The 26,609-nt window shown below is 58.8% G+C and carries 18 protein-coding genes; 6 read left to right on the top strand and 12 right to left on the bottom strand.

Annotated features, from left to right (window positions below; genetic code table 11):
- Positions 1–172 precede the first annotated feature (172 nt).
- The 8 genes from JFT81_RS26450 to glnE form a co-directional block, all read right to left on the bottom strand.
- Complete coding sequence (locus JFT81_RS26450; RefSeq protein ID WP_201230182.1) at positions 173–1,621, bottom strand: lipopolysaccharide kinase InaA family protein; 1,449 nt, start codon at positions 1,619–1,621, stop codon at positions 173–175.
- Positions 1,621–2,373, bottom strand: coding sequence for a lipopolysaccharide kinase InaA family protein (locus tag JFT81_RS26445; protein WP_201230180.1), 753 nt, complete (start codon positions 2,371–2,373; stop codon positions 1,621–1,623). The genes JFT81_RS26450 and JFT81_RS26445 overlap by 1 nt, the downstream gene beginning before the upstream one ends.
- Positions 2,370–3,104, bottom strand: coding sequence for a lipopolysaccharide kinase InaA family protein (locus JFT81_RS26440; RefSeq protein ID WP_201148766.1), 735 nt, complete (start codon positions 3,102–3,104; stop codon positions 2,370–2,372). The genes JFT81_RS26445 and JFT81_RS26440 overlap by 4 nt, the downstream gene beginning before the upstream one ends.
- Positions 3,104–3,910 carry a lipopolysaccharide core heptose(I) kinase RfaP gene (gene rfaP / locus JFT81_RS26435; protein WP_201230178.1) on the bottom strand — a complete coding sequence of 269 codons (807 nt, stop codon included), beginning with the start codon at positions 3,908–3,910 and terminating at the stop codon, positions 3,104–3,106. The genes JFT81_RS26440 and rfaP overlap by 1 nt, the downstream gene beginning before the upstream one ends.
- A complete protein-coding gene (locus JFT81_RS26430; protein WP_201230177.1) occupies positions 3,910–5,031 on the bottom strand; it encodes a glycosyltransferase family 4 protein in 1,122 nt (373 codons plus the stop codon). The genes rfaP and JFT81_RS26430 overlap by 1 nt, the downstream gene beginning before the upstream one ends.
- Complete coding sequence (gene waaC, locus JFT81_RS26425; RefSeq protein ID WP_064117144.1) at positions 5,031–6,092, bottom strand: lipopolysaccharide heptosyltransferase I; 1,062 nt, start codon at positions 6,090–6,092, stop codon at positions 5,031–5,033. The genes JFT81_RS26430 and waaC overlap by 1 nt, the downstream gene beginning before the upstream one ends.
- A 1-nt stretch (position 6,093) precedes the next feature.
- On the bottom strand, positions 6,094–7,128 hold the full coding sequence (waaF, locus tag JFT81_RS26420; protein WP_201230176.1) for a lipopolysaccharide heptosyltransferase II: 1,035 nt from the start codon (positions 7,126–7,128) through the stop codon (positions 6,094–6,096).
- Between the two features lie 1,135 nt (positions 7,129–8,263).
- Positions 8,264–11,203 carry a bifunctional [glutamate--ammonia ligase]-adenylyl-L-tyrosine phosphorylase/[glutamate--ammonia-ligase] adenylyltransferase gene (gene glnE, locus JFT81_RS26415; protein WP_201230175.1) on the bottom strand — a complete coding sequence of 980 codons (2,940 nt, stop codon included), beginning with the start codon at positions 11,201–11,203 and terminating at the stop codon, positions 8,264–8,266.
- A gap of 384 nt (positions 11,204–11,587) precedes the next feature.
- Here glnE and aceE point away from each other — a divergent pair, with 384 nt between their 5' ends.
- The 5 genes from aceE (at position 11,588) to msrA (ending at position 21,698) form a co-directional block, all read left to right on the top strand.
- Complete coding sequence (gene aceE / locus JFT81_RS26410) at positions 11,588–14,233, top strand: pyruvate dehydrogenase (acetyl-transferring), homodimeric type (protein WP_201148770.1); 2,646 nt, start codon at positions 11,588–11,590, stop codon at positions 14,231–14,233.
- A gap of 11 nt (positions 14,234–14,244) precedes the next feature.
- A complete protein-coding gene (gene aceF, locus JFT81_RS26405; RefSeq protein WP_201230174.1) occupies positions 14,245–16,194 on the top strand; it encodes a dihydrolipoyllysine-residue acetyltransferase in 1,950 nt (649 codons plus the stop codon).
- Positions 16,195–16,474: 280 nt separating this feature from the next.
- Positions 16,475–17,872: an alkaline phosphatase D family protein gene (locus tag JFT81_RS26400; protein ID WP_201230173.1), complete on the top strand. Its 1,398-nt coding sequence runs from the start codon at positions 16,475–16,477 to the stop codon at positions 17,870–17,872.
- A gap of 254 nt (positions 17,873–18,126) precedes the next feature.
- Positions 18,127–20,823 (top strand): GGDEF and EAL domain-containing protein, encoded by a 2,697-nt coding sequence (locus JFT81_RS26395; RefSeq protein WP_201230172.1) that lies wholly within the window; start codon positions 18,127–18,129, stop codon positions 20,821–20,823.
- Between the two features lie 209 nt (positions 20,824–21,032).
- On the top strand, positions 21,033–21,698 hold the full coding sequence (gene msrA / locus JFT81_RS26390) for a peptide-methionine (S)-S-oxide reductase MsrA (RefSeq protein WP_201230170.1): 666 nt from the start codon (positions 21,033–21,035) through the stop codon (positions 21,696–21,698).
- Positions 21,699–21,826: 128 nt separating this feature from the next.
- On the opposite strand, the gene rlmJ is transcribed toward msrA, so the two are convergent.
- Entirely contained in the window at positions 21,827–22,666 is an 840-nt protein-coding gene (gene rlmJ, locus JFT81_RS26385; protein WP_201230168.1) for a 23S rRNA (adenine(2030)-N(6))-methyltransferase RlmJ, read from the bottom strand.
- Between the two features lie 327 nt (positions 22,667–22,993).
- On the opposite strand from rlmJ, the gene JFT81_RS26380 reads away from it, so the two are divergent.
- Positions 22,994–23,410 carry a hypothetical protein gene (locus tag JFT81_RS26380; RefSeq protein WP_201230166.1) on the top strand — a complete coding sequence of 139 codons (417 nt, stop codon included), beginning with the start codon at positions 22,994–22,996 and terminating at the stop codon, positions 23,408–23,410.
- A gap of 99 nt (positions 23,411–23,509) precedes the next feature.
- Here the strand turns inward: JFT81_RS26380 and JFT81_RS26375 are convergent, their stop codons facing one another.
- From JFT81_RS26375 to JFT81_RS26365, 3 genes are all read right to left on the bottom strand, one after another.
- Positions 23,510–23,830 (bottom strand): hypothetical protein, encoded by a 321-nt coding sequence (locus JFT81_RS26375; protein ID WP_201230164.1) that lies wholly within the window; start codon positions 23,828–23,830, stop codon positions 23,510–23,512.
- Positions 23,831–24,162: 332 nt separating this feature from the next.
- Positions 24,163–24,885 (bottom strand): DUF4123 domain-containing protein, encoded by a 723-nt coding sequence (locus JFT81_RS26370; RefSeq protein WP_201230162.1) that lies wholly within the window; start codon positions 24,883–24,885, stop codon positions 24,163–24,165.
- A 633-nt stretch (positions 24,886–25,518) separates the two neighbouring features.
- Positions 25,519–25,911 (bottom strand): hypothetical protein, encoded by a 393-nt coding sequence (locus tag JFT81_RS26365; RefSeq protein ID WP_201230160.1) that lies wholly within the window; start codon positions 25,909–25,911, stop codon positions 25,519–25,521.
- Positions 25,912–26,609 lie beyond the last annotated feature (698 nt).

Here is a 26,609-nt window from a genome sequence, read left to right as displayed (position 1 = left end):
CACCGGGCGAGAGACAGCTAAAGGGCGGGATTATAGCGTAAACGTGGCGCGAATGACCCAGACCTATTTGCCGCACAGCGTTGAGGATCAAAAGATCGCAGCCTTCGTCAGCTCCTGCAGGAAGTTGCATTCCAAATGCAGGAGCTCCCGAAGGCTGCGATCTTTTAAGTCTTCAGACTCGATCGATACTTTTCGGCAAACGCTGATCAATCAATTGATACAGCGCGCTGTTTTCTGGCCAGTTGCGCATGAACCGCGCGCGATCCCGGGCGTAGGCCGGGGCGAAGCTGCCGAGGGAGCCGTGTTGGCACATCGAGTCGAGGTCGATCAGCGCCCAGCGATCGTCCTGCCAGAACAGGTTATGGCCCTTGAAATCACCATGACTGATGCGCTCGGCGATCAAGCGCGCGAACAGCTGATCCAGCGCCTGCAACTCGGATTCCGGCGCGGCGCCGCTTTCAACGTACGGTGCAAAGCGCTCGATAATGTCCGGCCCCGGTAGAAACTCAGTGACCAGGTAAGCACGGCTGCGCAGCCACAGAAAACGCTTCTCCAGTACCGCCAGCGGTTTCGGCGTGGCGATGCCGAGGAACGCCAGACGATTGCCTTCGCGCCACGAATGCCACGCGCGGCTCGGGCGCCAGAAGCGCTTGAGCCAATGCGCAAAGTTCTTGATGTTGTAGCGCTTGATCACCAGCGTGCACCCGGCCACGTCAACCTTGCCAACGCTCGCTGCGCCGCCGGTCTTGTACAAGTGGCCCTGATCGAGCAGCGCATCAGCCTGTTCCAGCACCGGCACCATCGCCGCTTCTTCCTCGCGACGAATAGCGCGCAAAGCGAACGCACCGCGCTGTACCGCAAACAGCGTGCACTCGCGGCCAACCTTGATCAGGTAATCGCGCAGGCGCCAGGCGCGCACTTTGTCGATTTGTTTCTGCAACGCTTCCAGCGGCAGCGCGTGCTCGGCGTTGCTCAGCAGGTAATACACCAGCAACTCTTCGGTGAACGGTTCCAGCGACTTGGGCAACTGGGCAAAAAATACCCCGAGGTTTTCCAGCACTTTCTGCCGCGACAACGGCTGGCCGGCGGTTTCCACACAGATTCCGGCGCCGTCGATCAAGTACAACTGACCGCCGTGACGCAGCAGATTGTCGAGGTGCAGATCTGCCTGCCACAAGCCTTTGCCATGCAGTTGAGCGATGGCGCCGAGCGCCTCGGCCAATACCGCCGATTGCTCATCGGCGAGTACGGGCAACGACTCGACCTGTTGCCACGCATCGCCAAGACTTTCTGCGCCTTCGAGGAATTCGAACAGCAGCCAGCCGCCCTCGCCCTCTTTCAAGCCATCCGCCAACAGCAACGGCGTGGTCAAGTGTTGAGCGGCGAGCAATTTCACGCCGTCCAGTTCGCGCTGGAAATGCCGCGCAGCCTTGCTGCCGACCAGCAGCTTGGCCAACACCGGCCGACCGCGCCAGACGCCGGCACCGACATAGCGCTGGCCGGGCAACACGCGTAACAGCGTCAGCAACTGCAAATCCGCCGGGCCTGCGGCATCGGCCAGCGAGATCGTCATTGGCAGGCTCGGCGTACGCCCGGCGTTTTTCAGGTCGGACAACCGCATCAGCGCGTCTCCTTGCGATTGCGTCGTGCGGTCAGACGCGTGACCCAACTGTCGACCAGTGAGCTGTCACTCGGCTGATCAACATACGCCGCCAGCAATTCACGCAACTGCGCCTCGCTCCATTCAGGGGCGCGGCGCAGCAAAGGCTCCAGATCCTTGACCCGATCACGCAGGCCGAACAGCAAGGGCCGGGTCTTTTCCAGATCGATCAACTGCGCCTGATAACCGCTGCCGTCAGCCTGCAAAAAGATGTGCTTGGGATAAAAACAGCCGTGCACCTGACGCAAGCCGTGCAGACGGCGCGCCAGTTGTCCGCAGGCCTTGAGAATCGCCGATTGCTGCACAGTGGTCAGTTCAGACCAACGCTGCAATAACGAATCGAGATCGTCCCAGCCATCGAGGGCGCGGGTCAGCAAGATTGCGCGGACCTCGCCGTTGACCTTGCGCTGCCCGAAAAACGCGGCTTGCAGCGCCGGAATACCGAGCTTGTTGTAGCGGCTGATGTTACGAAACTCACGGGCAAAACTCGGTTCGCCGAACGGCGCGTGCAAGGTGCGGGTCAGGTAGTTGCTCTGGCGCTTGAGGTAGTAGGCGTGGCCTTCCAGCTCCAGGCGAAACACGCTGCTCCAGCCGCCGCCGTCGGTGTTCGGTTCGTCCACCGCTTCGAGCTGCTTGGCCCACAGGGCGTCGAAGGTGCCGAGGCCATTGCGCTCAAGTAGCGCACGGTCTTCGGCGGCCAGAAAATCAGTCATTCGCGTCCCTCGAAAAATCTCACCACGTGGCGAATGCGCTTCTTGTCAGCGGCATTCAGGCGATCACGCCCACGGTATTGCAGATAGAAGCGCAGGCGCTGGGTGTTCGACAGGTGATATTTGGCCACCTTGTCGAGGCAGGCCAGATCCTTGGTGATGCGGTATTTGAGCCAGAAGCCGCGCCAGAAATCGCCATTCGGGCAATCGATCAGAAACAGTCGCGCCTGATCGTCGATCAGCAGGTTGCGCCACTTCAGATCGTTATGGGTAAAGCGGTGGTCGTGCATGGTTCGGGTGTAACCGGCCAATTGTCGGCTGACACCATCGACCCAGGCGCGATCCTTGAGCTTCGGATCGTTGCGCTCGGCCAGCGCCGAGAGGTCTTCGGTGCGCGGCAATTCGCGGGTGATCATCGCGCCACGGTCGTACGCCGCGCCACGGCGCTCCAGCCCCCAGGCCACCACTTCGGCAGTGGGAATGCCCCACTTGGCGAAGCGCTTGAGGTTCTGCCACTCCATCTTCACGCGCGGCTTGCCGAGGTAACGGCGCAAGCCTTTACCGGCGCCGACGTAGCGTTTGACGTAATAGTTGATGCCGCTGCGCTCGACGCGAACGACTTCGGACAGCGGATCGCGGGTCAGGCGTTCGCCTTGCAAGGCAAATACCGCTTCGAGGCTGCCAAAGTCTTCGGCGAGATCACTGTATTCAGGTTCAAGCGTCCAACCCGCCATCAGAGCGCATCTCCGTAGCGCTGTTTACGCGCGTAGAGCTTGTTGGCCTTGCCTTCCAGCCAGTTCAGCAACGGCGCTTCTTCGCCCAGAATCTGCCGCAGCGGTTGCTGGAAATAGCCCTTGAGGAAGCGCAGCTTGTCGCGGCGGGTCAGGCCGATGTCCAGCGCCGAAAAGTATAGCGCGGCCAAATCCTTGTTGCGCCAGCGCTGAGTGATTTTCGCGCGGGTCTGAGCGCGGTGCAGGTCAATCACCGACAGTTTGAAATCTTCCGCCGTCACCGGTTTGTCGGTGTGCAGCAGGAAGTGACAGATGTAGCAGTCGCGGTGATTGACCCCGGCGCGGTGCATCATGCCGGTCATGCGTGCGACTTCGGCGATCAGCGCACGCTTGAGTGTCGGCTCGGGCGGCTGCTTGACCCAGTCGATGCTGAAGTCTTCGAGGCTGACGGTCGGCGCCAGCTCTTCGGTGACGATGAACGAGTGCTGATCCGCCGGGTTGCTGCCCTTTTCGCCGTACGCGACAGCGGTCATGGTCGGCACACCGACTTCCTGCAAACGCTGGATCGCCTTCCACTCCTGACCCGCACCGAGTACCGGCAGCTTGGCAGTCAGCAGGTTCTTGAAGATTTCGCTCCAGCCGATGCCACGGTGAATCTTCACGAAAAATCCGTTGCCGTCGACTTCCGTGCGTAGCGTGCGGCGAGCTTCCAGCTCGCGGTAAACCTCGCCCTGCAAGCCTTCGACTTCGGCGAACGGGTCGCGTCCGGCCCAAAGGCTTTTGAACGGTTCAGCCAGCATCAACTTCATTAAGCGTGCTCCGCCAGAATCACATCGGCCGCGTGCTGCGGCATGCTGTAGAGGTCGGCCGTCTCGGCGAACGCCAGACCATTGCGGCTCCACGCCGCGCGTGCAGCGTCGTCATGCAACATGTCCGTCAGGAATTGCGTCAGCTGCGCCTGATCGAACGGCTCGTCCAGCACTCGCCCGGCATCCGCTTCGGCAATGTAATGGGCGTAACCGCAGACCGCGCTGACCAGCACCGGCAAGCCGGCGACCAGCGCTTCAAGCAACACGGTGCCGGTGTTTTCGTTGTACGCCGGGTGGATCAACAGATCGGCACCGAGCAGGAAACGCGGGATATCGCTGCGTCCTTTAAGGAACGTCACGTTATCGCCCAGGCCCAATGTGGCGCTCTGCATCTGGAATAATTTGGGGTCATCCTGGCCGATTACAAACAGCCGGGTGCGTTTCTTCAGCTCGGCGGGCAATGCGGCCAGTGCCTTGAGGCTGCGATCAACACCTTTGGTCTTGAACCCGGAGCCGATCTGCACCAGCAGCAGTTCGTCGTCCTTGAGGTTGAATTCGGCGCGGAAAGCGGCGCGGATTTCGTCGGCATCTGCCGGGCGACGACGATCCTGGGCAATGCCCGGCGGCAGCAGATGAAAGCGCTCGATCGGCGTGTCGTAATGCTTGATGAACAGCGGTTGCTGCACTTCGGAAATCATCAACACTTCGGTCTTCGCATCTTTGGCGAACACCGCGCGCTCGTACTCGGCGAAGTGGCGATAACGGCCCCAGCGGCGGTACAGCGAATGGCGCAGGTTTTGCGCCTTGTCTTCGAAGCAGCCGTCGGCGGCGTAATAGACGTCGAGCCCCGGCATCTTGTTGAAGCCGATCAGACGATCGACCGGGCGCTTCGCCAGGTCCGCTGCCATCCACGCGCTGAGCTTTTCATTGCGACGATGATTGAAGAACGCCTTGACCGGCGCCACCAGCACTTCAAAACCGGGCGGTACGTCGCCTTCCCAGATCAGCGTGTAGACACGGATCTGATGGCCGCGCTTCTGACATTCGAGGGCGATGCGCATGAAGTCGCGCTGCAAGCCACCAAACGGGAAATATTTGTACAGGACGAATGCCAATTGCATCAGCGCAGCTCCTCAGCCATTAACAACGTGCTCAGTCGGCTGGCGACACGCTCGGGGTTCAGACGCGTGAAGCACAGAGGCTGCTCACGCTTCAGGTCAAACTGACGGGCATCCTGCGCGGTCGGTTGATAGGTACATTTCTTTTGCAGGCACGGCGCGCACGGGAAGTCGCTGGCCAGGTGAATCTGCAATTTGCCGTAAGCGCCGGTCAGGCCCGGGTTGGTCGGACCAAACAGCGAAATGGTCGGCACGTCCAGCGCCGCGGCCAAATGGCCGAGACCGGTGTCCACCGCGACGCAGGCTTGCGCGCCGGCAAGGACTTTGCCGACGCCGGCCAGATTGAGTTTTGGCAGCACTTCGGCGTGTTTGAAACCGGCGGCGATGCGTTCGGCGCGGGCCTTTTCCTGCGGGTTGCCCCACGGCAGTTTGACGCCGACGCCGAGGTAACCGACGCGTTCGGTCAGTTCACGCCAGTAACTTTCCGGCCAGTGTTTGGTGTCCCACGTGGTGCCGTGGAGGAACACTACGAATGCGTTTTTGCGTGGCAACTCGACCAGGCGTTCGACGTTGAGGCCGTAATCGCCGAGGCCTTTTGGCAGGTCGTAACCGAGGGCGATGGCGAACAACTGCCGCACCCGCTCGACGGCGTGTTGGCCACGGGCCACGGCCAGTTTGCGGTCGTAGAATCGCGCCGCCATCGGCTCACGGGCCGAACCTTTGTCGAGGCCGGCCACCGGGGCTTTGACGTAACGGGTCAGCCAGGCGCTTTTCAGCAGGCCCTGGGCGTCGATCACCAAGTCGTATTTGTTCGCGCGCACGCTTTGTTTGAAGCGTTTCCACTCGCCGCTGGTAATGGTCTTCCAGAGGTTTTTGCGCCAGCGGCGGATCGCCACCGGAATCACCTTGCCGACGGCCGGGTGCCAGGTCGGAATCTCGGCGAAGCCTTCTTCCACGACCCAGTCGAACTTGATGCCGGGGATGGCCCGGGCGGCGTCGGTCAACGCTGGCAACGCATGAATCACGTCGCCCAGCGATGAAGTCTTGATTAGCAGTACCCGCAACTTAATGAACCTCGACCACGGAGCCCTGCAATTTCTGCAAGGCATCGTTGACCGCGTCCGGCATCAGCTGGCGCAGGCAGTTGTAATGGCCGAAGCGGCATGTTCGGTCGAAGCACGGGCTGCAATCGAGGCCCAGACGGACGATTTCGACGTGTTCGGCCAACGGCGGCGTGAAGCCCGGCGATGTTGAGCCGTAAACTGCCACCAATGGACGGTTAAGCGCGGCCGCGACGTGCATCAACCCAGAATCGTTGGACACTACCGAATCAGCGCAGGACAGCAGGTCAATGGCTTCGGCCAATGAGGTGTCGCCGCTGAGGTTGACGGACTCTTCACGCAGGCCCGGGATCAGGCGCGCACGGATGTCTTCGCCCACCGCATGATCGTTTTTGGAGCCGAACAGCCACACCTGCCAGCCTTCGCGAATGCGTGCTTCGGCGACTTGGGCGTAATGCTCGGACGGCCAGCGCTTGGATTCGCCGAACTCGGCGCCTGGGCACAGGGCCAACACCGGGCGGTCGAGGGCCAGGCCGAACTTGGCCAGCGCCGCTTCGCGGGTGACCGGATCGATTTGCAGGCTTGGGCGCGGATAGGGTTTCGGCAACTCGGCGTTTGGCTCGTAAGCCAGCGCCATGAAGCGCTCGATCATCAGCGGATAGCGCTCTTTGTCGAGCGTGCGCACGTCGTTGAGCAGGCCGTAGCGGAATTCGCCGCGCCAGCCGGTGCGCTTCTTGATGCCGGCAAAGAACGGCACCAGTGCCGACTTCAGCGAGTTGGGCAGCAGGATCGCCTGATCGTACTGGCCGGCCAGGGATTTACCGATGCGTCGGCGTGTCGCCAATTCCAGCGCGCCGTGACCGAGCGGAAAGCTCAAGGCCTTGCGCACTTCGGGCATGCGCTCAAGGATCGGCCGGCTCCACTCGGGGGCCAGCACGTCGATTTCGCATTGCGGGTGGCGCTGTTTGAGACACTGAAACAGTGTCTGCGCCATCACCATGTCACCGACCCAACTGGGCCCAACGATCAGAATATTCATGTGGTTTCCAAAAACGAACCGGGGAGGCATTTACGCCTCCCCGCCTCGAGAATTCTACAAACACTGTAGATCTACTGTGGGAGCGAGCCTGCTCGCGATGGGGTCTTCACATTCAACATTATTGTCGCCTGATACTCCGCTATCGCTGGCAAGCCAGCTCCCACAGGGTTTTGCATACGTTCCAACATCTGCATTTCAGCGCAGATCACTGTGGGAGCGAGCCTGCTCGCGATGGGGCCGGCACATCCAAAATCAATGTCGCCTGATACTCCGCTACCGCTGGCAAGCCAGCTCCCACAGGGTTTTGCATACGTTCCAACATCTGCATTTCAGCGCAGATCACTGTGGGAGCGGGCTTGCCCGCGATGGGGCCGGCACATCCAAAATCAATGTCGTCTGACACGCCGCTATCGCTGGCAAGCCAGCTCCCACAGGGTTTTGCATCCGTTCCAACTTCTGCAATTCACCGCAGATCACTGTGGGAGCGAGCCTGCTCGCGAAGGGGCCGGCACATCCAAAATCAATGTCGCCTGATACTCCGCTATCGCTGGCAAGCCAGCTCCCACAGGGTTTTGCATACGTTCCAACATCTGCATTTTCAGCGCAGATCACTGTGAGAGCGAGCCTGCTCGCGAAGGGGCCGACACATCCAAAATCAATGTCGTCTGATACTCCGCTATCGCTGGCAAGCCAGCTCCCACAGGGTTTTGCATCCGTTCCAACATCTGCATTTCAGCGCAGATCACTGTGGGAGCGAGCCGGCTCGCGAAGGGGCCGGCACATCCAAAATCAATGTCGCCTGATACGCCGCTACCGCTGGCAAGCCAGCTCCCACAGGGTTTTGCATCCGTTCCAACATCTGCATTTCACCGCAGATCACTGTGGGAGCGGGCTTGCCCGCGATGGGGCCGGCACATCCAAAATAAATGTCGCCTGACACTCCGCATTCGCGAGCAGGCTCGCTCCCACAGGGTTTTGCATACGTTCCAACATCTGCATTTCAGCGCAGATCACTGTGGGAGCGAGCCTGCTCGCGAAGGGGCCGACACATTCAACATTGATGTTGACTGACACTCCGCATTCGCGAGCAGGCTCGCTCCCACCTTTTGAATCTCATTGCCTTCATTGGCGTGTTTCAGCTTAGCCCCATCTCTTTCCAGATCCGCAACACCTGCCGGCGTTCTTCGACAAACTGGTCGCCTGCAATCACTCCGGCGTCCTTCTGCAAGGCCTGCCGGTGAGCGGCGGAGCGGTAGGCTTTATAGGCCTCGCGCAACAGGCTGGCGTCTTCGGCAGGCATCAGCCCTTCGTGTTCCAGCTCTTCCAGAATGCGGATGTTATCGGTCCAGCGCAGCAATGGCGGGTGGCTTTGCGACCACGCCAGAGCCGCGTATTGCACCATAAATTCAATATCGACGATACCTCCGGCGTCCTGCTTGAGGTCGAACGGTGCCGTGGCGTCGAAGGCATTTGCCGCGGTTCCGGCCGCAGTGCTCTTGGTGCCGAGGTTATCGCGCATCTTCGCGCGCATCTCGCTGACTTCCTGCTGCAGCGTGGCCAGCTCCCGTGCTTTGCCCAATACCTGCGCGCGGACGCCTTCGAACGCCCGACCGACATCCTGACTGCCAACCAGCACCCGCGCCCGCACCAGGGCCTGATGCTCCCACGTCCATGCTTCATTTTCTTGATAGCGGGCAAACGCGCCCAGCGAACTCACCAGCAGCCCCGAGGCACCGGACGGCCGCAAGCGCATATCCACTTCATATAACTGGCCCGAGTTGGTTTGCGCCGTCAGCAAGTGAATGATCCGCTGGCCAAGCCGGGTGAAGAATTGCGCGCCATCGATCGGCTTCGCCCCGTCGGTTTCTGCCTGTGGATCACCGTCATGGATGAATACCAGATCCAGATCCGAACCATGCCCCAGTTCCAGACCACCGACTTTCCCGTAACCGACAATGATGAAGCCGGGATCGCACAACGTCCCGTCGGTACGCAACGGCGTGCCGTACTTGGCGACCGTCTGACGCCAGGCCAAGGCCAGCACTTGTTCGAGAATCGCCTCGGCCAGCCAGGTCAGATAATCGCTGACTTTCATCAATGGCAGGCTGCCGGCGATTTCCGAGGCGGCAACGCGCAAGCGATGCGCCAGCTTGAAATGGCGCAGAGCCTCCATTTGTTGTTCAAGGTCTTCTTCGGGAATCCGCGTCAGTCGCTCGCGCAATTCGGCGGCCAACTCGGGCGCCAGCGGCGGCTTGAACAGTCGGCCTTCGTTAAGCAACTCGTCGAGCAGTAGCGGGAAGCGGGTGATCTGCTCGGCAATCCACGGACTCGCCGCGCACAGGGTAAGCAAGCGGCGCAACGCCCCGGGGTTTTCCGTCAGCAACACTAAATAAGCCGAACGCCGGGCAACCGCTTCAACCAGCGGCAGCACCCGTTCAAGCACCAGATCAGGGTTGGCATGCTCGACCGCCTGCGCCAACAGACGCGGAATAAACGCATCAAGACGCTCACGCCCCAGCCGCTGCATCGCGCGCAATTGTGGACTGCCGCGCAAACCGGCGAGCGCTCGCAGGGCTTTGCTCGCATCGGCAAAACCGCCCTCTTGCAACTGACGGCAAGCGGCCTCTTCATCCTGCGCCTCTTCCCACAGCGGCAGCCATTCACCACCGACCACCACTTCGCTTTCGGTGCCTTCTTCCTCGTCGGGATCAGCGATCACCTGGGCGAAATGCCAAGCGACACGACCGCGCCAGAACATCAGTTTTTCGTGGAACGCCTCCCAGTCGGCGAAACCGAGCATGAACGCAATACGCGCCTGATCCTGCGCGCCGTCCGGCAGCATCTGGGTCTGGCGGTCGGCAATCGCCTGAATCGCGTGTTCGGTGTACCGCAAGAATTCGTAGCCTTCGCGCAGCTCACTGATCACCGCCGGCGGCAAATAACCCTGGCCCTCCAGCGTGCTCAATACTTTTAATAGAGGCCGCTGCTGCAGACTCAAGTCGCGGCCACCGTGGATCAGCTGGAAGGCCTGAGCAATAAACTCGACCTCACGGATCCCGCCGGAGCCCAGCTTTATATTGTCGGCCATGCCCTTGCGCCGCACTTCCTGCTGGATCAACTGCTTCATCGTGCGCAGCGCTTCGATCGCCGAGAAGTCCAGGTAACGCCGATAAACAAACGGGCGCAGCATGTCGAGCAACTGCGCGCCGGCCACTTGATCGCCCGCGACCACACGCGCCTTGATCATCGCGTAACGTTCCCAGTCGCGGCCCTGATCCTGGTAATACTGCTCCAGCGCATTGAAGCTCAGTACCAGCGCGCCGGACGATCCGTACGGGCGCAAGCGCATGTCGACGCGGAACACGAAGCCATCGACCGTCATCGGGTCCAGCGCCTTGATGAGGCGCTGGCCGAGGCGGATAAAAAATTCCTGGTTATCCAGCGCGCGTTTCACGCCGACGGTTTCACCGCCCTCGGGGTAGGCGAAAATCAGGTCGATGTCCGAAGACAGGTTCAACTCCACCGCACCGAGCTTGCCCATGCCGAGGATGACCATCTGCTGCGGCAGACCGCTACGGCGCCCGGTCGGCGTGCCGAACTGCTGACAATGGCGGCTGTACAACCATTGATAGGCCTGGTCGATGGTCGCGTCAGCCATGTCCGAGAGGTCGCGGCAGGTCTGCACCAGATCGGCCTGACGGTTCAGGTCACGCCAGATGATCCGCACTTGATGGCGCGCACGTTGGCGGCGCAGGACACGACCGAGCTCATCTTCGCTCTGTGCGGCATTCACCGCAGCCGCAATCTGCGCGCACAGCTCACCAGCGGCATACGGGCGATCGAGCTCGCCGGACTGCACCAGCGACAGCAACATCAAAGGGTCACGAACGCTCTGTTCAATGACAAACTCGCTGGCGGCACTGACGCGGGCGAATTGCGCCCAGCGTTCTGGCGTCCAGGTCGCGAAGCCGTGATCGTCTTCAAGCGAGGCGACAGCCGTACGGAACGACTGCTCGGAACGAGTGACCAACGGCAGGAGAATGGCAGGCAGTTCGGCAAGCACGGGCAGGGTCATGGTCTATCCTTGATCGGCGTGTAAATGGCCGCTTGTAGTGAATGGTGAAAACCCGCTACGCGATGGACTGTCGAACAAAAGTTAGAAATAGCTGAAAATTCTTTTTCTTTGGCAGTGAACATCAAACTTTCACCTTTTTCGGATGGCAAAAGACCAACCTTAACGATTATTCTCACAACGCGGCCGGAGGCCACAAGCCATTCTTCTGTAGTTTTACTACTCGTCTATACATTCGAAAGGCTGAAATGCCGGAAGATTTGTAGTAAAACTACACGCCGCCGGAACAACCTGTCGGCAATCCAAGAATTTTAAATCGTCTGCCCACAAGGCCAGTCGCAAACTCAGGCAACCGATTCTGGAAGCCTTTCCGCCCTGGAGCAAGCCATGCAAGACCTCGATCCCGTCGAAACCCAGGAATGGCTGGACGCCCTGGAATCGGTTCTCGACAAAGAAGGCGAAGACCGTGCTCACTATCTGATGACCCGTATGGGCGAACTCGCGACCCGCAGCGGCTCGCAACTCCCTTACGCCATCACCACGCCTTACCGCAACACCATCCCGGTAACCCACGAAGCACGCATGCCTGGCGACCTGTTCATGGAACGCCGCATTCGCTCGCTGGTACGCTGGAACGCGATGGCCATGGTAATGCGTACGAACCTGAAAGATTCTGACCTGGGTGGTCACATCTCCAGCTTCGCTTCCAGCGCGACCCTGTATGACATCGGCTTCAACTACTTCTTCCAGGCCCCTACCGATGAACACGGCGGCGACCTGATCTACTTCCAGGGCCACACCTCGCCAGGCGTTTACGCCCGTGCGTTCATGGAAGGCCGCATCACCGAAGACCAGATGAACAACTTCCGCCAGGAAGTCGACGGTCAGGGCCTGTCGTCCTACCCGCACCCTTGGCTGATGCCTGACTTCTGGCAGTTCCCGACCGTATCCATGGGTCTGGGTCCGATTCAAGCGATCTACCAGGCACGCTTCATGAAGTACCTGGAGCACCGCGGTTTCATCCAGCCGGGCAAACAGAAAGTCTGGTGCTTCCTCGGCGACGGCGAGTGCGACGAGCCGGAATCCCTGGGCGCAATCTCCCTGGCTGGCCGCGAGAAGCTGGACAACCTGATCTTCGTCATCAACTGCAACCTGCAGCGCCTCGACGGCCCGGTTCGCGGCAACGGCAAGATCATCCAGGAACTCGAAGGCGTGTTCCGCGGTGCCCAGTGGAACGTGACCAAAGTCATCTGGGGCCGTTTCTGGGACCCACTGCTGGCCAAAGACGTCGACGGCATCCTGCAACGTCGCATGGACGAAGTCATCGACGGCGAGTACCAGAACTACAAAGCCAAAGACGGCGCGTTCGTCCGTGAACACTTCTTCAACTCGCCAGAACTCAAGGCGATGGTTGCTGATCTGTCTGACGATGAGATCTGGAAACTCAACCGTGGCGGCCACGACCCGTACAAGGTCTATGCGGCGTACCACGAAGCGGTCAACCACAAAGAACAACCGACCGTCATCCTCGCCAAGACCATCAAGGGTTATGGCACCGGTGCCGGCGAAGCGAAAAACACTGCGCACAACACCAAGAAAGTCGACGTCGACAGCCTGAAGTTGTTCCGCGATCGTTTCGACATTCCGGTCAAGGACGAAGAGCTGGAGAACCTGCCGTTCTTCAAGCCAGAGCCAAACAGCGCCGAAGCCCGCTACCTCAGCGAGCGTCGCACTGCACTGGGCGGTTTCGTACCACAGCGCCGCGCACAGAGTTTCAGCGTGCCGACGCCGGATCTGGACACCCTCAAGGCCATCCTTGACGGTTCCGGCGACCGTGAAATTTCCACCACCATGGCCTTCGTGCGGATCCTCGCGCAACTGGTCAAGGACAAGGAAATCGGCCCGCGCATCGTGCCGATCATCCCGGACGAAGCCCGTACCTTCGGTATGGAAGGCATGTTCCGTCAGCTCGGCATCTACTCGTCCGTCGGCCAGCTCTACGAGCCAGTCGATAAAGACCAGGTGATGTTCTACAAGGAAGACCAGAAAGGTCAGATCCTTGAAGAAGGCATCAACGAAGCAGGCGCCATGAGCTCCTTCATCGCTGCCGGTACTTCGTACTCCAGCCACAACCAGCCGATGCTGCCGTTCTACATCTTCTACTCGATGTTCGGCTTCCAGCGTATTGGTGACCTGGCCTGGGCTGCCGGCGACAGCCGCACCCGTGGCTTCCTGATCGGCGGCACCGCCGGCCGGACCACCCTGAACGGTGAAGGTCTGCAACACGAAGACGGTCATAGCCACCTGTTGGCCGCGACCATCCCGAACTGCCGCACCTACGATCCAACCTACGGCTACGAGCTGGCGGTGATCATTCAGGACGGCATGAAGAAGATGACCGAAGAGCAACAGGACATCTTCTACTACATCACCGTGATGAACGAGTCGTACCAGCAGCCAGCCATGCCGGCCGGTGCCGAAGAAGGCATCAAGAAAGGCATGTACCTGCTCGAAGAAGACACCCGCGATGCGGCGCACCACGTACAGCTGATGGGCTCCGGCACCATCCTGCGTGAAGTCCGTGAAGCGGCGAAGATTCTGCGTGAAGAGTTCAACGTTGGCGCTGACGTATGGAGCGTTACCAGCTTCAACGAACTGCGTCGCGACGGCCTCGCTGTAGAGCGCAGCAACCGTCTGAAGCCGGGCCAGAAGCCTAAGCTGAGCTACGTCGAAGAGTGCCTGAACGGCCGTAAAGGTCCGGTCATCGCCTCTACCGACTACATGAAACTGTTCGCCGAGCAGATCCGTCAGTGGGTACCGTCCAAGGAATTCAAAGTCCTGGGCACCGACGGTTTCGGCCGCAGCGACAGCCGCAAGAAACTGCGTCATTTCTTCGAAGTTGACCGTCATTTCGTGGTGTTGGCAGCCCTGGAAGCACTGGCTGACCGTGGTGATATCGAACCTAAGGTGGTTGCTGAAGCCATCGTCAAGTTCGGCATCGACCCGGAAAAACGCAACCCACTGGACTGCTGAGGAGACATTTTGTGAGCGAACTCATTCGCGTACCTGACATCGGCAGCGGTGAAGGTGAAGTAATTGAACTGTTTGTGAAGGTCGGCGACCGTATCGAAGCCGACCAGAGCATCCTGACCCTGGAATCGGACAAGGCCAGCATGGAAGTGCCGGCCCCGAAAGCCGGTGTCATCAAAAGTCTGAAAGTGAAGCTGGGCGACCGTCTGAAAGAAGGCGACGAACTGCTTGAGCTGGAAGTCGAGGGCGCCGCTGAAGCGGCCCCTGCGCCTGCTGCAAAAGCTGAAGCCAAACCGGCTGCCGCTCCTGCTGCTGCCGCTCCGGCCGCTGCCCCTGCTGCCGCTTCGGTTCAGCAAGTGCACGTGCCGGACATCGGCTCGTCGGGCAAGGCGCAGATCATCGAGATCCAGGTCAAGGTCGGCGACACCGTCGAAGCTGATCAATCGTTGATCACCCTCGAATCCGACAAGGCGAGCATGGAAATCCCGTCGCCTGCCGCTGGCGTGGTCAAAGCCATTAGCGTCAAGCTCAACGACGAAGTCGGCACTGGCGACCTGATTCTGGATCTGGAAGTGGCGGGTGCTGCGGCCCCTGCTGCTGCCGCTCCGGCTCAGGCTGCTGCACCAGCCGCTGCTGCTGCGCCTGCTCCGGCAGCCGCGCCAGCGGCGCCGGTAGCCGACAGCGTTCAGGACATCCACGTTCCGGACATCGGCTCGGCCGGCAAAGCCAAGATCATCGAAGTGTTGGTCAAGGCTGGCGACAGCGTTGAAGCCGACCAGTCGCTGATCACTCTGGAATCCGACAAGGCGAGCATGGAAATCCCATCGCCTGCCGCTGGCGTGGTGGAAAGCATTTCCATCAAGCTGGATGACGAAGTCGGTACTGGCGACCTGATTCTCAAGCTGAAAGTCAAAGGCGCAGCGCCTGCTGCTGCCCCGGCTCCAGCTGCCGCTGCTGCTCCAAGCGCTCCAGCACCTGCCGCTGCTGCTCCGGCTGCCGCTGCACCTGCTGCCGCTCCAGCCGCCGCACCGGCCAAGCCGGGCGCGAAAGTTCACGCCGGCCCTGCCGTGCGTCAACTGGCCCGTGAGTTCGGCGTCGAGCTGAACGCTGTCGGCGCCAGCGGCCCGCACGGTCGTATCCTCAAAGAAGACGTGCAGGTTTACGTCAAAGCGATGATGCAGAAGGCCAAGGAAGCACCGGCCGCTGCTGCTGGCGCAACCGGTGGCGCGGGCATTCCGCCGATTCCGGTCGTCGACTTCAGCCGTTTCGGCGAAATCGAAGAAGTGCCGATGACTCGCCTGATGCAGATCGGCGCGTCGAGCCTGCACCGCAGCTGGCTGAACATCCCGCACGTGACTCAGTTCGATTCGGCTGATATCACCGAGCTGGAAGCGTTCCGCGTGGCGCAGAAAGCCGTTGCAGAGAAGGCCGGCGTCAAGCTGACCATCCTGCCGCTGCTGCTCAAGTCGTGCGCGCACATGCTCAAGGAACTGCCGGACTTCAACAGTTCGCTGGCGCCAAGCGGCAAAGCGATCATCCGCAAGAAGTACATCAATATCGGCTTCGCCGTCGACACCCCAGATGGCCTGCTGGTACCGGTCATCAAGAACGTCGACCAGAAGAGCCTGTTGCAACTGGCAGCCGAAGCCGCTGCGCTGGCCGCCAAGGCCCGCGACAAGAAGCTCACCGCTGACGACATGCAAGGCGCCTGCTTCACCATTTCCAGCCTCGGCCACATTGGCGGCACCGGCTTCACGCCGATCGTCAACGCGCCGGAAGTGGCGATCCTCGGTGTTTCCAAGGCAACCATCCAGCCAGTCTGGGACGGCAAAGCCTTCCAGCCGAAACTGATGCTGCCGCTGTCGTTGTCCTACGATCACCGTGTGATCAACGGCGCCGCCGCTGCACGCTTCACCCAGCGCCTGGGCAGCCTGCTGGCGGACATCCGCACCATCCTGCTGTAATCCCCAGCGGCCCTCCGGAAACGGAGGGTCGCTGGTGCTTCACGTTTTCGAGCGCCACACGCTCGTACCTCAACCCCGTCAGTTTGACGGGGCTTTTTTTTGCCTGACATAAACCACTTCATACTTTTCCCACAAACTGCGCTGACATCGGCTACAGCCCGAGTCACCTTAACGCCGATCTTTTTAGTTCATCGACAACTAGTCTTGGCGCAGCAAAGTCAATCAATGGACTTCTCTGCAATCCACTTTTTATTCCACACTCATTCGAATGGATTCGAACATGTTAAAACCAACTATTGGCCCGCTTGTTGGCCATATAACTACTGACCACGCGCGCCTGTTCATCCGCGGTGAAATACAAAAAGACCTTCAAGTATTTGCCGGCATTCGTTATCGCGTCAGCGGATCGCCGCACTGGATTAAAAGCGTATTTGCCAAACTCAGCGAGTCTCGCGACATGTCCGCTGTGATCGCACTCAATCACTTGCGCGAAGACACCGAGTACGAATATCAAACCGGCTGGTTCTGCCCGATGAGCCCGGTACACACCGTCGACAGTGTCGCTGAACTGCCGCTGCAATGGCCGCGCGAGATCTATCGCTTGCGCACCCGCTGCAACCAGCCCTTGCAGGCGCGCGCATACATCATCGGTTCCTGTCGCTATCTGCGCCTGACCGCAGGCATCGCGGTATTGCCGCAACTCGGTGACCGGATCTTCGCCTCGATCAGCCAATTGATCGAAGGCCGGCAGCCGCCTGTCAGTGCATTATTAATGACCGGCGACCAGGTTTATCTGGATGACCTCAACTTGATTGCCCCGGATCGCGAATACACAGACATGCTCGCGAAATATCGCGCCGCCTTTTCTCAACCCAATATAAAACGACTGATGTCGAGCACGTCGACTTATATGATTCTTGATGATCATGAAATCGAAGACAATTGGCCCGCCCATGCCGAAGCAGGCGACAACGCGCTATATAACAACGCGATCAAAGCTTATGAGCTGTATCAAGCCAGCCATAGTCCGGCCTTTTCTTTGACAACTAACGGCCAAGTGGATCACGCCACACTGAAGCACTACTGGTATCAATTCAGCGACGGCGATCTGGAATGGTTCGTGACCGACAGCCGTACCCGCCGCAACTTGTCGGCTAATGATCGACGCATCCTCGACGAAGAGCAGGAACACGCGTTGCTGGACTGGTTGATCAACAGCAGCGCGCGGGTCAAGTTCGTGGTCACCAGCGTGATGTTCTATCCGGATCGCAAACAGCTCGGCGACGATGCCTGGAAAGCCTTCCCGGAGCAGCGGCTGCGTCTGCTGGAAACCATTCGCACGCAGCGGATCAAGAATGTCGTGTTCATTTCCGGCGACGTGCACGGCTCATTGACGTCGTGTCTGCGCCATAGCGAGGATTCGGACTTTGAAGTCCACACCATCGTCTCCTCGCCGCTGTGCAACAGCAAACTGCTGCCGTACGCCACAGCGTCCACTTTCATGCTTGACCAGCCGCTGGCGAAGACGGCAGCGGGCGATTATCGGCATGAGTTGACCAGTGCCGTGATCAGCGAAGACAACTTTGCCCATGTGGTGGTTGAAACTGATCAAATTCTGGTCAATTACCACGATCGGGATGGGAAAAAATTGCAGTCGATCATCATAAAACTGCGCTGAGCCTTTAAAGATCGCCGCCTGCGGCAGCTCCTGCAGAAGATCGTAATCCCCTGCAGGAGCTGCCGCAGGCTGCGATCTTCGGCTCTTTTCAACCACGCGCTGGAGAAATGCCCAACGCAGCCGACACATTCTTATAGCACTTGGCCTTCATCTCTCTTGTCAGTCAGTGCCGCAATGATGCAACCTTGCCGCAGGCAACAGTAAAGAGGGCGAGAGCCCGGCGCGTTCAGCATATTTCCAAGCGAGTTCCCTTCATGAAGAGCCAACCCGATGCCGCCAGCCGTATGGCGGCCGAGGTAGTGACGCAGTTGCCTGTGCCCTCGCGGCTCGGCATGCTGCGTTTCGAGCGCTTGAATGAAGCCAGTTGGGCGATGTTGTTTCTTGATCCCAACTGCGAACGCCAATTCGGTCAACCGGCTGTCGAGCTCTGCGCTCTGGTCGGTGCGCCCTACGCCAGCCTGATGGAGCCGGAAGCGCGCTATCAGCTGCACGACGCGATCCAGCAACAACTCGGCGCCAGCCCGCATTATCTGGTGCGCTACACCCTGCATACCCCGGCCGGGGCGCTGAGCATCCTTGAACTGGGCGAAGCCTATAAGCAACACAACCGGCATCTGCTGCGTGGCTATCTGCTAGTCGTCGGCGAAGCGTTCAGTGAAGCGCCGCCGTTGCCCTGCGTCGACCTCGAAACCCAGAATTCACGCCTGCAAATCGCCCTCGAGCTGAACCAGCGCGCCCAGCAGGAACAACTGCAACACCTGGAACGTGTGCGTGCCCAGCAGGACTTGATTCTGCTGCTCGCGCGTCAGCGCTACAGCACGCACAACTCCTTGCAAGAAGCCGCCGAGCTGATCACCCGCTGCGCCTGCGATATCTATGAAATCGACTGCGCCAGCCTGTGGAACCTCGAAGGCCAGCAACTGCTGCCGATCTCCGCTTATCACCGCGCCACGCAGGAATACATCCTGCCGGACGTGATCGACGTCAGCAGCTTCCCCGACTACATGGACGCGCTGCACAGCAGTCGCGCGATCGACGCACATAATGCGATGCGCGATCCGCGCACCCGCGAGATGGCCGAAGCCCTGCGCCCGCGCGACGTCAACGCGATGCTCGATGCGAGCATCCGTGTCGATGGCCAGGTGGTCGGCGTCTTGTGCCTGGAGCAGACCGGCGTCACCCGCGCCTGGCAGTCCGACGAAATCGCCTTTGCCGGTGAGCTGGCCGACCAGTTCGCGCAAGTCATCAACAACCACAACCGTCGCACCGCCACCAGCGCCCTGCACCTGTTCCAGCGTGCGGTCGAGCAAAGCGCCAACGCCTTTTTGCTGGTCAATTGCGACGGCGTGGTCGAATACGTCAACCCGAGCTTCACCGCGATCACCCAGTACACCACCGAGGAAGTCCACGGCCAGCGCTTGTCCGAGCTGCCGGCCCTGGAAAACCTCAGTGAATTGTTGTTCGACGCACCCTCGGCGCTGGCCAAGAGCAACAGTTGGCAGGGCGAATTCAAAAGCCGCCGCAAGAACCTCGAACCGTACTGGGGCCAGTTGTCGATCTCCAAGGTTTACGGCGACAACCGCGAGCTGACGCATTACATCGGCATCTACGAAGACATCACCCAGACCAAGCTCGCGCAGCAGCGCATCGAGCGTCTGGCGTACACCGACAACCTGACCAACCTTGGTAACCGCCCGGCGTTCATCCGCAATCTGGACGAACGCTTCGACCGAGATAGCGATACCCCGATCAGCCTGTTGCTGGTCGACATCGACAACTTCAAGCGGATCAACGACAGCCTCGGCCACCAGACCGGCGACAAACTGCTGATCAGCCTCGCCCGGCGCCTGCGCAACAGCCTGAGCCCGAGCGGTAGCCTGGCGCGGTTTGCCAGTAACGAGTTTGCCGTGCTGCTCGACGACACTGACCTTGCGACCGGCCAGCAGATCGCCAACCAATTGTTGGCGACGCTGGATAAACCGATGTTCGTCGACAACCAGTTGATCAGCGTCACAGGGTCTGTAGGCCTGGCCTGCTCACCGCTGCACGGACGCGACCCGCAGACCTTGATGCGTAACGCCGGTCTGGCGCTGCACAAGGCCAAGGCCAACGGCAAACACCAGGTACAGGTCTTCACCGAAGCCCTGAACGCCGAGGCCAGCTATAAATTGTTCGTTGAGAACAACCTACGCCGCGCCCTGACCCAAAACGAGCTGGACGTGTTCTACCAGCCCAAGCTGTGCCTGCGCAGCGGACGTTTGCTGGGCATGGAAGCACTGTTGCGCTGGAATCACCCGGAACGCGGGATGATCCGCCCCGACCAGTTCATCAGCGTTGCCGAAGAGACCGGCCTGATCATTCCGATCGGCAAATGGATCGCCCGTCAGGCCTGCCGCATGAGCAAAGCGCTGACCGCCGCGGGCCTGGGCAATCTGCAAGTGGCGATCAACCTCTCGCCCAAGCAGTTCTCCGATCCGGACTTGGTCGCGTCCATCGCCAATATCCTCAAGGAAGAAGCGCTGCCGGCCAATTTGCTCGAACTGGAGTTGACCGAAGGTTTGCTGCTGGAAGCCACCGAAGACACGCACTTGCAGCTTGATCAGCTCAAGCGTCTGGGCCTGACCCTGGCCATGGACGACTTCGGCACTGGTTATTCGTCGCTCAGTTACTTGAAGAAATTCCCGATCGACATCATCAAGATCGATCGCAGCTTCATTCACGAAATCCCCGACAACCAGGACGACATGGAAATCACCTCCGCGGTGATCGCCATGGCGCATAACCTGAAACTCAAGGTCGTGGCCGAAGGCATCGAGACGGCTGAACAACTGGCATTCCTGCGCCGCCACCGTTGCGACGTCGGCCAGGGCTACCTGTTTGACCGGCCAATTCCCGGCGCCGAGTTGATCCAGGCGCTCAAGCGCTACCCGCGCGGCCCGCTCTGCCTCTAAATCCCACCTGTCGAAGATCCCCTGTGGGAGCGAGCCTGCTCGCGAAGGCGTTATAACCGCCGACATCATCGTCGCCTGACACACCGCTTTCGCGAGCAGGTCGAGTCGTCGCACCGTCGCTCCCAGATTTGAATAGTGCGAAATCGGGCATCATTGGGCACACTGGCGGTCTACTTTTTTACATCCCATCCTGACTGAGAGGAACGATCATGGTTCTGCGCTCGGAAATTCTGGTGAACAAAAACGTGCTCCCGACTAAAGATCAAGCTCTACCCGGTCGCGAAACCGCGATGACCCTGCCTGAAAAGCACTTCGTCTTTGAAGAAACCCCGCTGCTTGGCCCGTTTTTCCAGGACGTCGACTTTGCGATTTTCGGTCTGGGTTGCTTCTGGGGTGCGGAACGCCGCTTCTGGCAGCGCGAAGGCGTGGTCAGCACCGTGGTCGGTTACGCTGGCGGCTATACGCCGAACCCGACCTACGAAGAAGTCTGCTCGGGCCTGACCGGCCACGCCGAAGTGGTGCTGGTGGTGTATGACAAGGCCAAAGTCAGCTACGAAGAGCTGCTGGCGATGTTCTGGGAACTGCACAACCCGACGCAGGGCATGCGCCAGGGCAACGACATCGGCACGCAGTACCGTTCGGTGATCTACGCCACCTCGCCAGCGCATCTGGACGCGGCGCTGAAGAGCAAAGCCGCGTATCAGGCTGAACTGTCGAAGGCCGGCCTGGGCGAAATCAGCACCGAAATCGAACAGGCACCCACCGTGTACTTCGCCGAGACGTATCACCAGCAGTACCTGGCGAAAAACCCGGAAGGCTATTGCGGGATCGGCGGCACTGGCGTGTGCATGCCACCGAGTCTGGCGGGTAACTAAACCCCGAAGGCAAAAGATCGCAGCCTTCGGCAGCTCCTACAGGGTTCGGAGACGTCCACCCCTATGTGAACGGTCACTAATCCCTGTAGGAGCTGCCGCAGGCTGCGATCTTTTGATCTTGCCGTAGATCAGCTCTCGGCGATCAACCAGTCCATCTGCCACCCGCCCTGGGTCTGGCCCAATTTCTTCGACAACCACGGCAGCAGCTCACGCAATTCTTCCTCCAGCCCCCACGGCGGATTGGCAATCGCCATGCCCGAGCCGTTCAGACTGTTCGGCGTGTCCAGCGGATGCACCAGCAGCTCAACCCGCAATAACTTCGGCGCCCCGGTGCCAGCCAGATCCTGATAGAACCGACGCAACGCACGCTGATCCTTCACCGGATACCAGATCGCCGCCACGGTTTGACGCATACGGCCAATCGCCTCTTTCAACGACGCTGCGCAACGCTGCATCTCGTCGAGCTGCTCGAACGGAGGATCAATCAACATCACCGCACGCTTCTCCTGCACCGGCAACATCGCCCGCGCGACATGCCAACCCTCGCCCAGATGTACTTTCACCCGACGATCACCGGCCATGTTGTCCTTGAGCATCACGCCATCTTCCGGGTGCTTCTCGTTGAGCATCACCCGATCCTGCGGGCGAGTCAGACGCCGCGCCAATTCCGGCGAGCCCGGGTAATAGCGCAACTGGCCATCCGGATTCATCTCGTGCAGCACTTTCATGTAATCGGCTGTCAGCGCCGGCAGATCCGGCTGATCCCACAAACGCGCAATGCCTTCCAGGTACTCGCCGGTGCGATTGGCCTGATCGCCCTGCAAGTCATACAGACCAATGCCGGCATGTGTGTCGAGATAGGCAAACGGCTGCTCCTTGCGCGACATCAGGGCGATGAGGCGGGTCAAGGTCAGGTGTTTGAACACATCGGCGTGATTGCCGGCATGGAAGGCGTGACGATAATTCATGGCTGCTCCTGCGAAGGGCGCAAAGTTTACCTTTTACCGCGCGGCAAGTCAGGGGTTGGCGGCTGAGCGGACAAAAGCCTGCCCTCACCCTAGCCCTCTCCCAGAGGTAGAGGGGACTGATTGTGGTGGTCTCGCGGCTTACATCGACCTGAAAGATCAACGCGATCTCAGGCCTGGCCAATCGAAGATCACCGCAGGCATCGCACGTCGGCGTACCTCACCCAGCCGACTCGGTCAGTCCCCTCTCCCTCCGGGAGAGGGTTAGGGTGAGGGCGTGGCTGTACGCAGTTACACTGGCTCGACTCGACCGACAGGACGTCAAAACCCATGCGTTACCTCATCATCTTCTTACTCTGCCTGGTCAGTTCAGCCCTCGCCCTCAGCGACGAAACGCATACTGAGCAAGCCCGCCAAACACTCAAGAACTATGGCCTGAGCCACTGCATCCTGAAGTCATTCAATGAAGATTCGGCACTGAAAAAAGACATCGAACTCTCCGCCGGCACCTACTCATTCATGGGCAGAGGCCTGCACACCGTCCTGCAAAACGAAGACACGCTGCAGGTGCTGCACGATCCCTTTAAAGACACCAGAAACCATGTATCCAAGGCGTTTAACCTGACCGCTGCCAACAGCAAATACTCGGATGAAAAAATGGTCTTCCATGCTTGCCTGCAGGTTTACAACTCAGAGGCGTTCGACCGTTTCATCCGGACTCAGGATGCTTACATCGTTGTTGATTGACCCTTTTTGAGAGTCAAAAGATCGCAGCCTTCGGCAGCTCCTACAGATGACCCCGTGTAGGAGCTGCCGCAGGCTGCGATCTTTTGATCTTGAGCCGCGTCAGGATGGCATGCCGCCCATCCTCCGCCCAATTACATCCAGCACATCACAGCCATCACGCAACGAAATAGCGCAGAGCTGGGCGAAGTCGCTGAGGATGACGGAGTCGCATTCGACCGATCCGCGCATGCAAATGTTTTCCAGCACTTGAACCACGGCGCGAAGACGGTAGTTGGCGGCGTCCAGAAGGATGTCGAGGGGCGCGTGGGTGTCGACGAACAGGGTGGGCATGTCGCTGCAATTGCTGGACAGGGCCATGAAGCGGTTGTCGGGGTGAGGGATATGTTTTACGTAGGGTGGATCGGGATGCAAAGTCGTCATTTGATTATCTCCATGATTGATAAACGTAAGCCGCCAACGCACCTTCCTACAGGTTTGGGTGGCAGCTGTGCGCAGGAGTAGGAACCGAGCAATCATGGACCTCGGTCACGCCGAAGCGTGTCCCGCGCACAGCCGCCGCGAACGATTTTACGGACTTGAATCAAGTGCCGCAAAAAGCCAACTAACTGTAACGCCATGAAAGCGAGGGTTCCTACACCCTGTCACCACTCTCGCGGTGACAACGAAAAGACTATCCCTGCACCCCACCGCCCACCAGTTCATGAAAACCGCCGCGACTCGAAGGAAACGTCCAAGGCCTTCGCCCGGAAACCTCACTCCGACTCTGTTAGCAAAAACTCTAATAACGCCGATTGCGTCGTATCTTCCGACGCCGAAACTAGAAAAAACTGGCTGACCTTGCAGCGCAAAACCGGCTCAGGAAACGCCTCGAACAACGCCGGATATTCCTCGCTCAGCCACTGCACAGCGTTACTGACCTGAACATCAGCTCCGTCCGCTGCCAACACCGATTCCGGCACTTTCCACCATGGAAACACCTGCCCGGAAACCTGCGCCTTCCCCCCGATATCAATGGCCTGACCATTAATCAGTCCACGCGAGATCACCGGCAACAGTTGCGCCGCGCTGACCGCCTCGGACTGCAAGATCGGCGACAAAAACCGCCCATCCCAAAAACGGAAAAACACCGCTTTGCCGTCCGGCATCAACACTTGGGTCAGACTGCGAAAATGCTCAACCACCCCTTCAAGGCTCGCCGAAGAAACCGCCAGCCAGCCCCAATCAAGAGACTCAGTAGTCGCCACCCAATCGAGAAACTCACTGTCTGCCGGGACAATTCCCACGAAGGGCATCACGGCATCCCACTCGGCGTAAATCGTATTCGCCCAAATCGGACTTGGCGCTTGGGCGGTAGTTGACCCGCTCCAGATCTTGAATGGCTCGCCATCGCTGGTGCTGCTGAGAACTGCAAACAGTTGTTCATCGGCCATTAGCGGCTGACGCTGTAACCAATGTTGGGGAATTAGTTTATTCATTCAAGGGCCTATGCAGCTCTCGACAATATCGAGAATGCTGTTATCTACAAAAACAAATGGCTGAGTTACAAACCAACGTAAGGAGACAACCTGCATGACAAAAACAGATTGATCATCGAAAAGTGGTTAACTCAACCAACCATTAACCTTCCCCAACACCACACCGATTATTGCAATGGCGCTTAACACCAACATCATCCAATTGGAACATAAAATTATCCGCCGCAAGCCTACTGGCAAGGCTTCGTAATCCTTGGCGTCCAGCTCTCCATTTCGTATGGATTTACGCGAGAAGATCATGAGCGCGCCCACACTACTAATAAACAGAAATCGGCCAATCGGCTCCTACCCCAAGGTGCGTTTTCTAGAAATAACAGCCGGTGAATTGCTCAAACACTTAAAGATATCCTGCGCAAAAAAATAAGCGACAAACAGCAAAATCAATGACGACAGAAAAATAAGTGCAATCAATACCAAACCACTTAACAGGAACAGTATTTCAATATCCGATCTCATTTCTGGATCTCATAGACAACGTCTGCCCCTTGCTCGCCCCACTCCCCGAATGGATAGCAAAACCCATTCAATTAAGACTTACCAACAGAAAGAAACTCTATTTAATCAATAAAAAATTCATTCAATCCAACCCATATATTTGCAACCAATCAAGAGAATAATCATTGCAATCCCGCCCCCAAGTGCAGCCAGATAAAAAAAACGAATTGCGCACAGCAAACCACAAGGGAAATTCAAATAGTCACTTTCATCCAAAGACCCGCCCCTGATTGCCCAAGATGGCAACACCAGGTATGACCCCACACAAACAAACATTAAATAAGCACCAAACAAGCCCCTAGACAAAGAGGACTTTCGCATCAAAACACCACGAGAACTACTAAGACAACTCAAGATTTTCCGCATTTGAAAAAAATACAGATAAACTTGCCCGACAACAGAGATAAAACTTAGCCCGAAGAACAGGCCGCCAAAAGTCAAAACAAACCAAACCTCGTCGTCTTTGGTCATTCATACATTCCCTCATAAATTATTTCTCCAATTTTTTCCCCCGCGACTTCCCCACTCACTCCTCCGCCGAGAGTTCCAATACCGACTAAAACCAAAGAACAACCCACCACACCAGCTCCCGCGGTGACAAGTCCGATTCCCACACAAACAAGAGATCCAAGAGCCCCGCCTGCCATGCTTCCTCCCACAGCACCCGAAAGCTTCCCAGCCTCGGAAAATCTGATCTTCCTGCAAGCCTCTTCAGTCCCAAACCGGCAAGTTTCTTTGACCTTAAACCCAGAAGCGGATGCCCCTAATGCTATGCCAACCCAACCACCTACCTTCATGACCTTTCCGGCCTTGCTCACCTTGTCAATATGCGTCGCATAACCAGAAATACCACCCGCAGTGCCTGCCTTACTCCAATGATGCACAAGGCTACGACTGGAAATCCCCAACGCCCTTTTCAGCTTCGGATGCTCCGAAATGCCAACGCCTTTGCGAACTAGAGGCCCAAGGCTGCTATCCAGTCTCCCTATCAGTTTTTTCCGCTCAGCAAAGAAGTCCGCGCCTTGAAGTTTTCCGTGCATTTCAAAGGTTCGCTTATGCAGGCTTTCTAGTTCTAGAAGGGTGTCTTTGAGATTACCCAAGTGCGTGGCGAACATCGCTGAGCCGATGCCGAGACCGGTGGAACCTTGCGATAGGAACGATCCAATTTC

Source organism: Pseudomonas sp. TH43 (assembly GCF_016650635.1).
Lineage (GTDB): Bacteria > Pseudomonadota > Gammaproteobacteria > Pseudomonadales > Pseudomonadaceae > Aquipseudomonas.
Note: the sequence above shows the minus strand (reverse complement) of the source record. Positions and strands in the feature narration are given on the sequence as shown.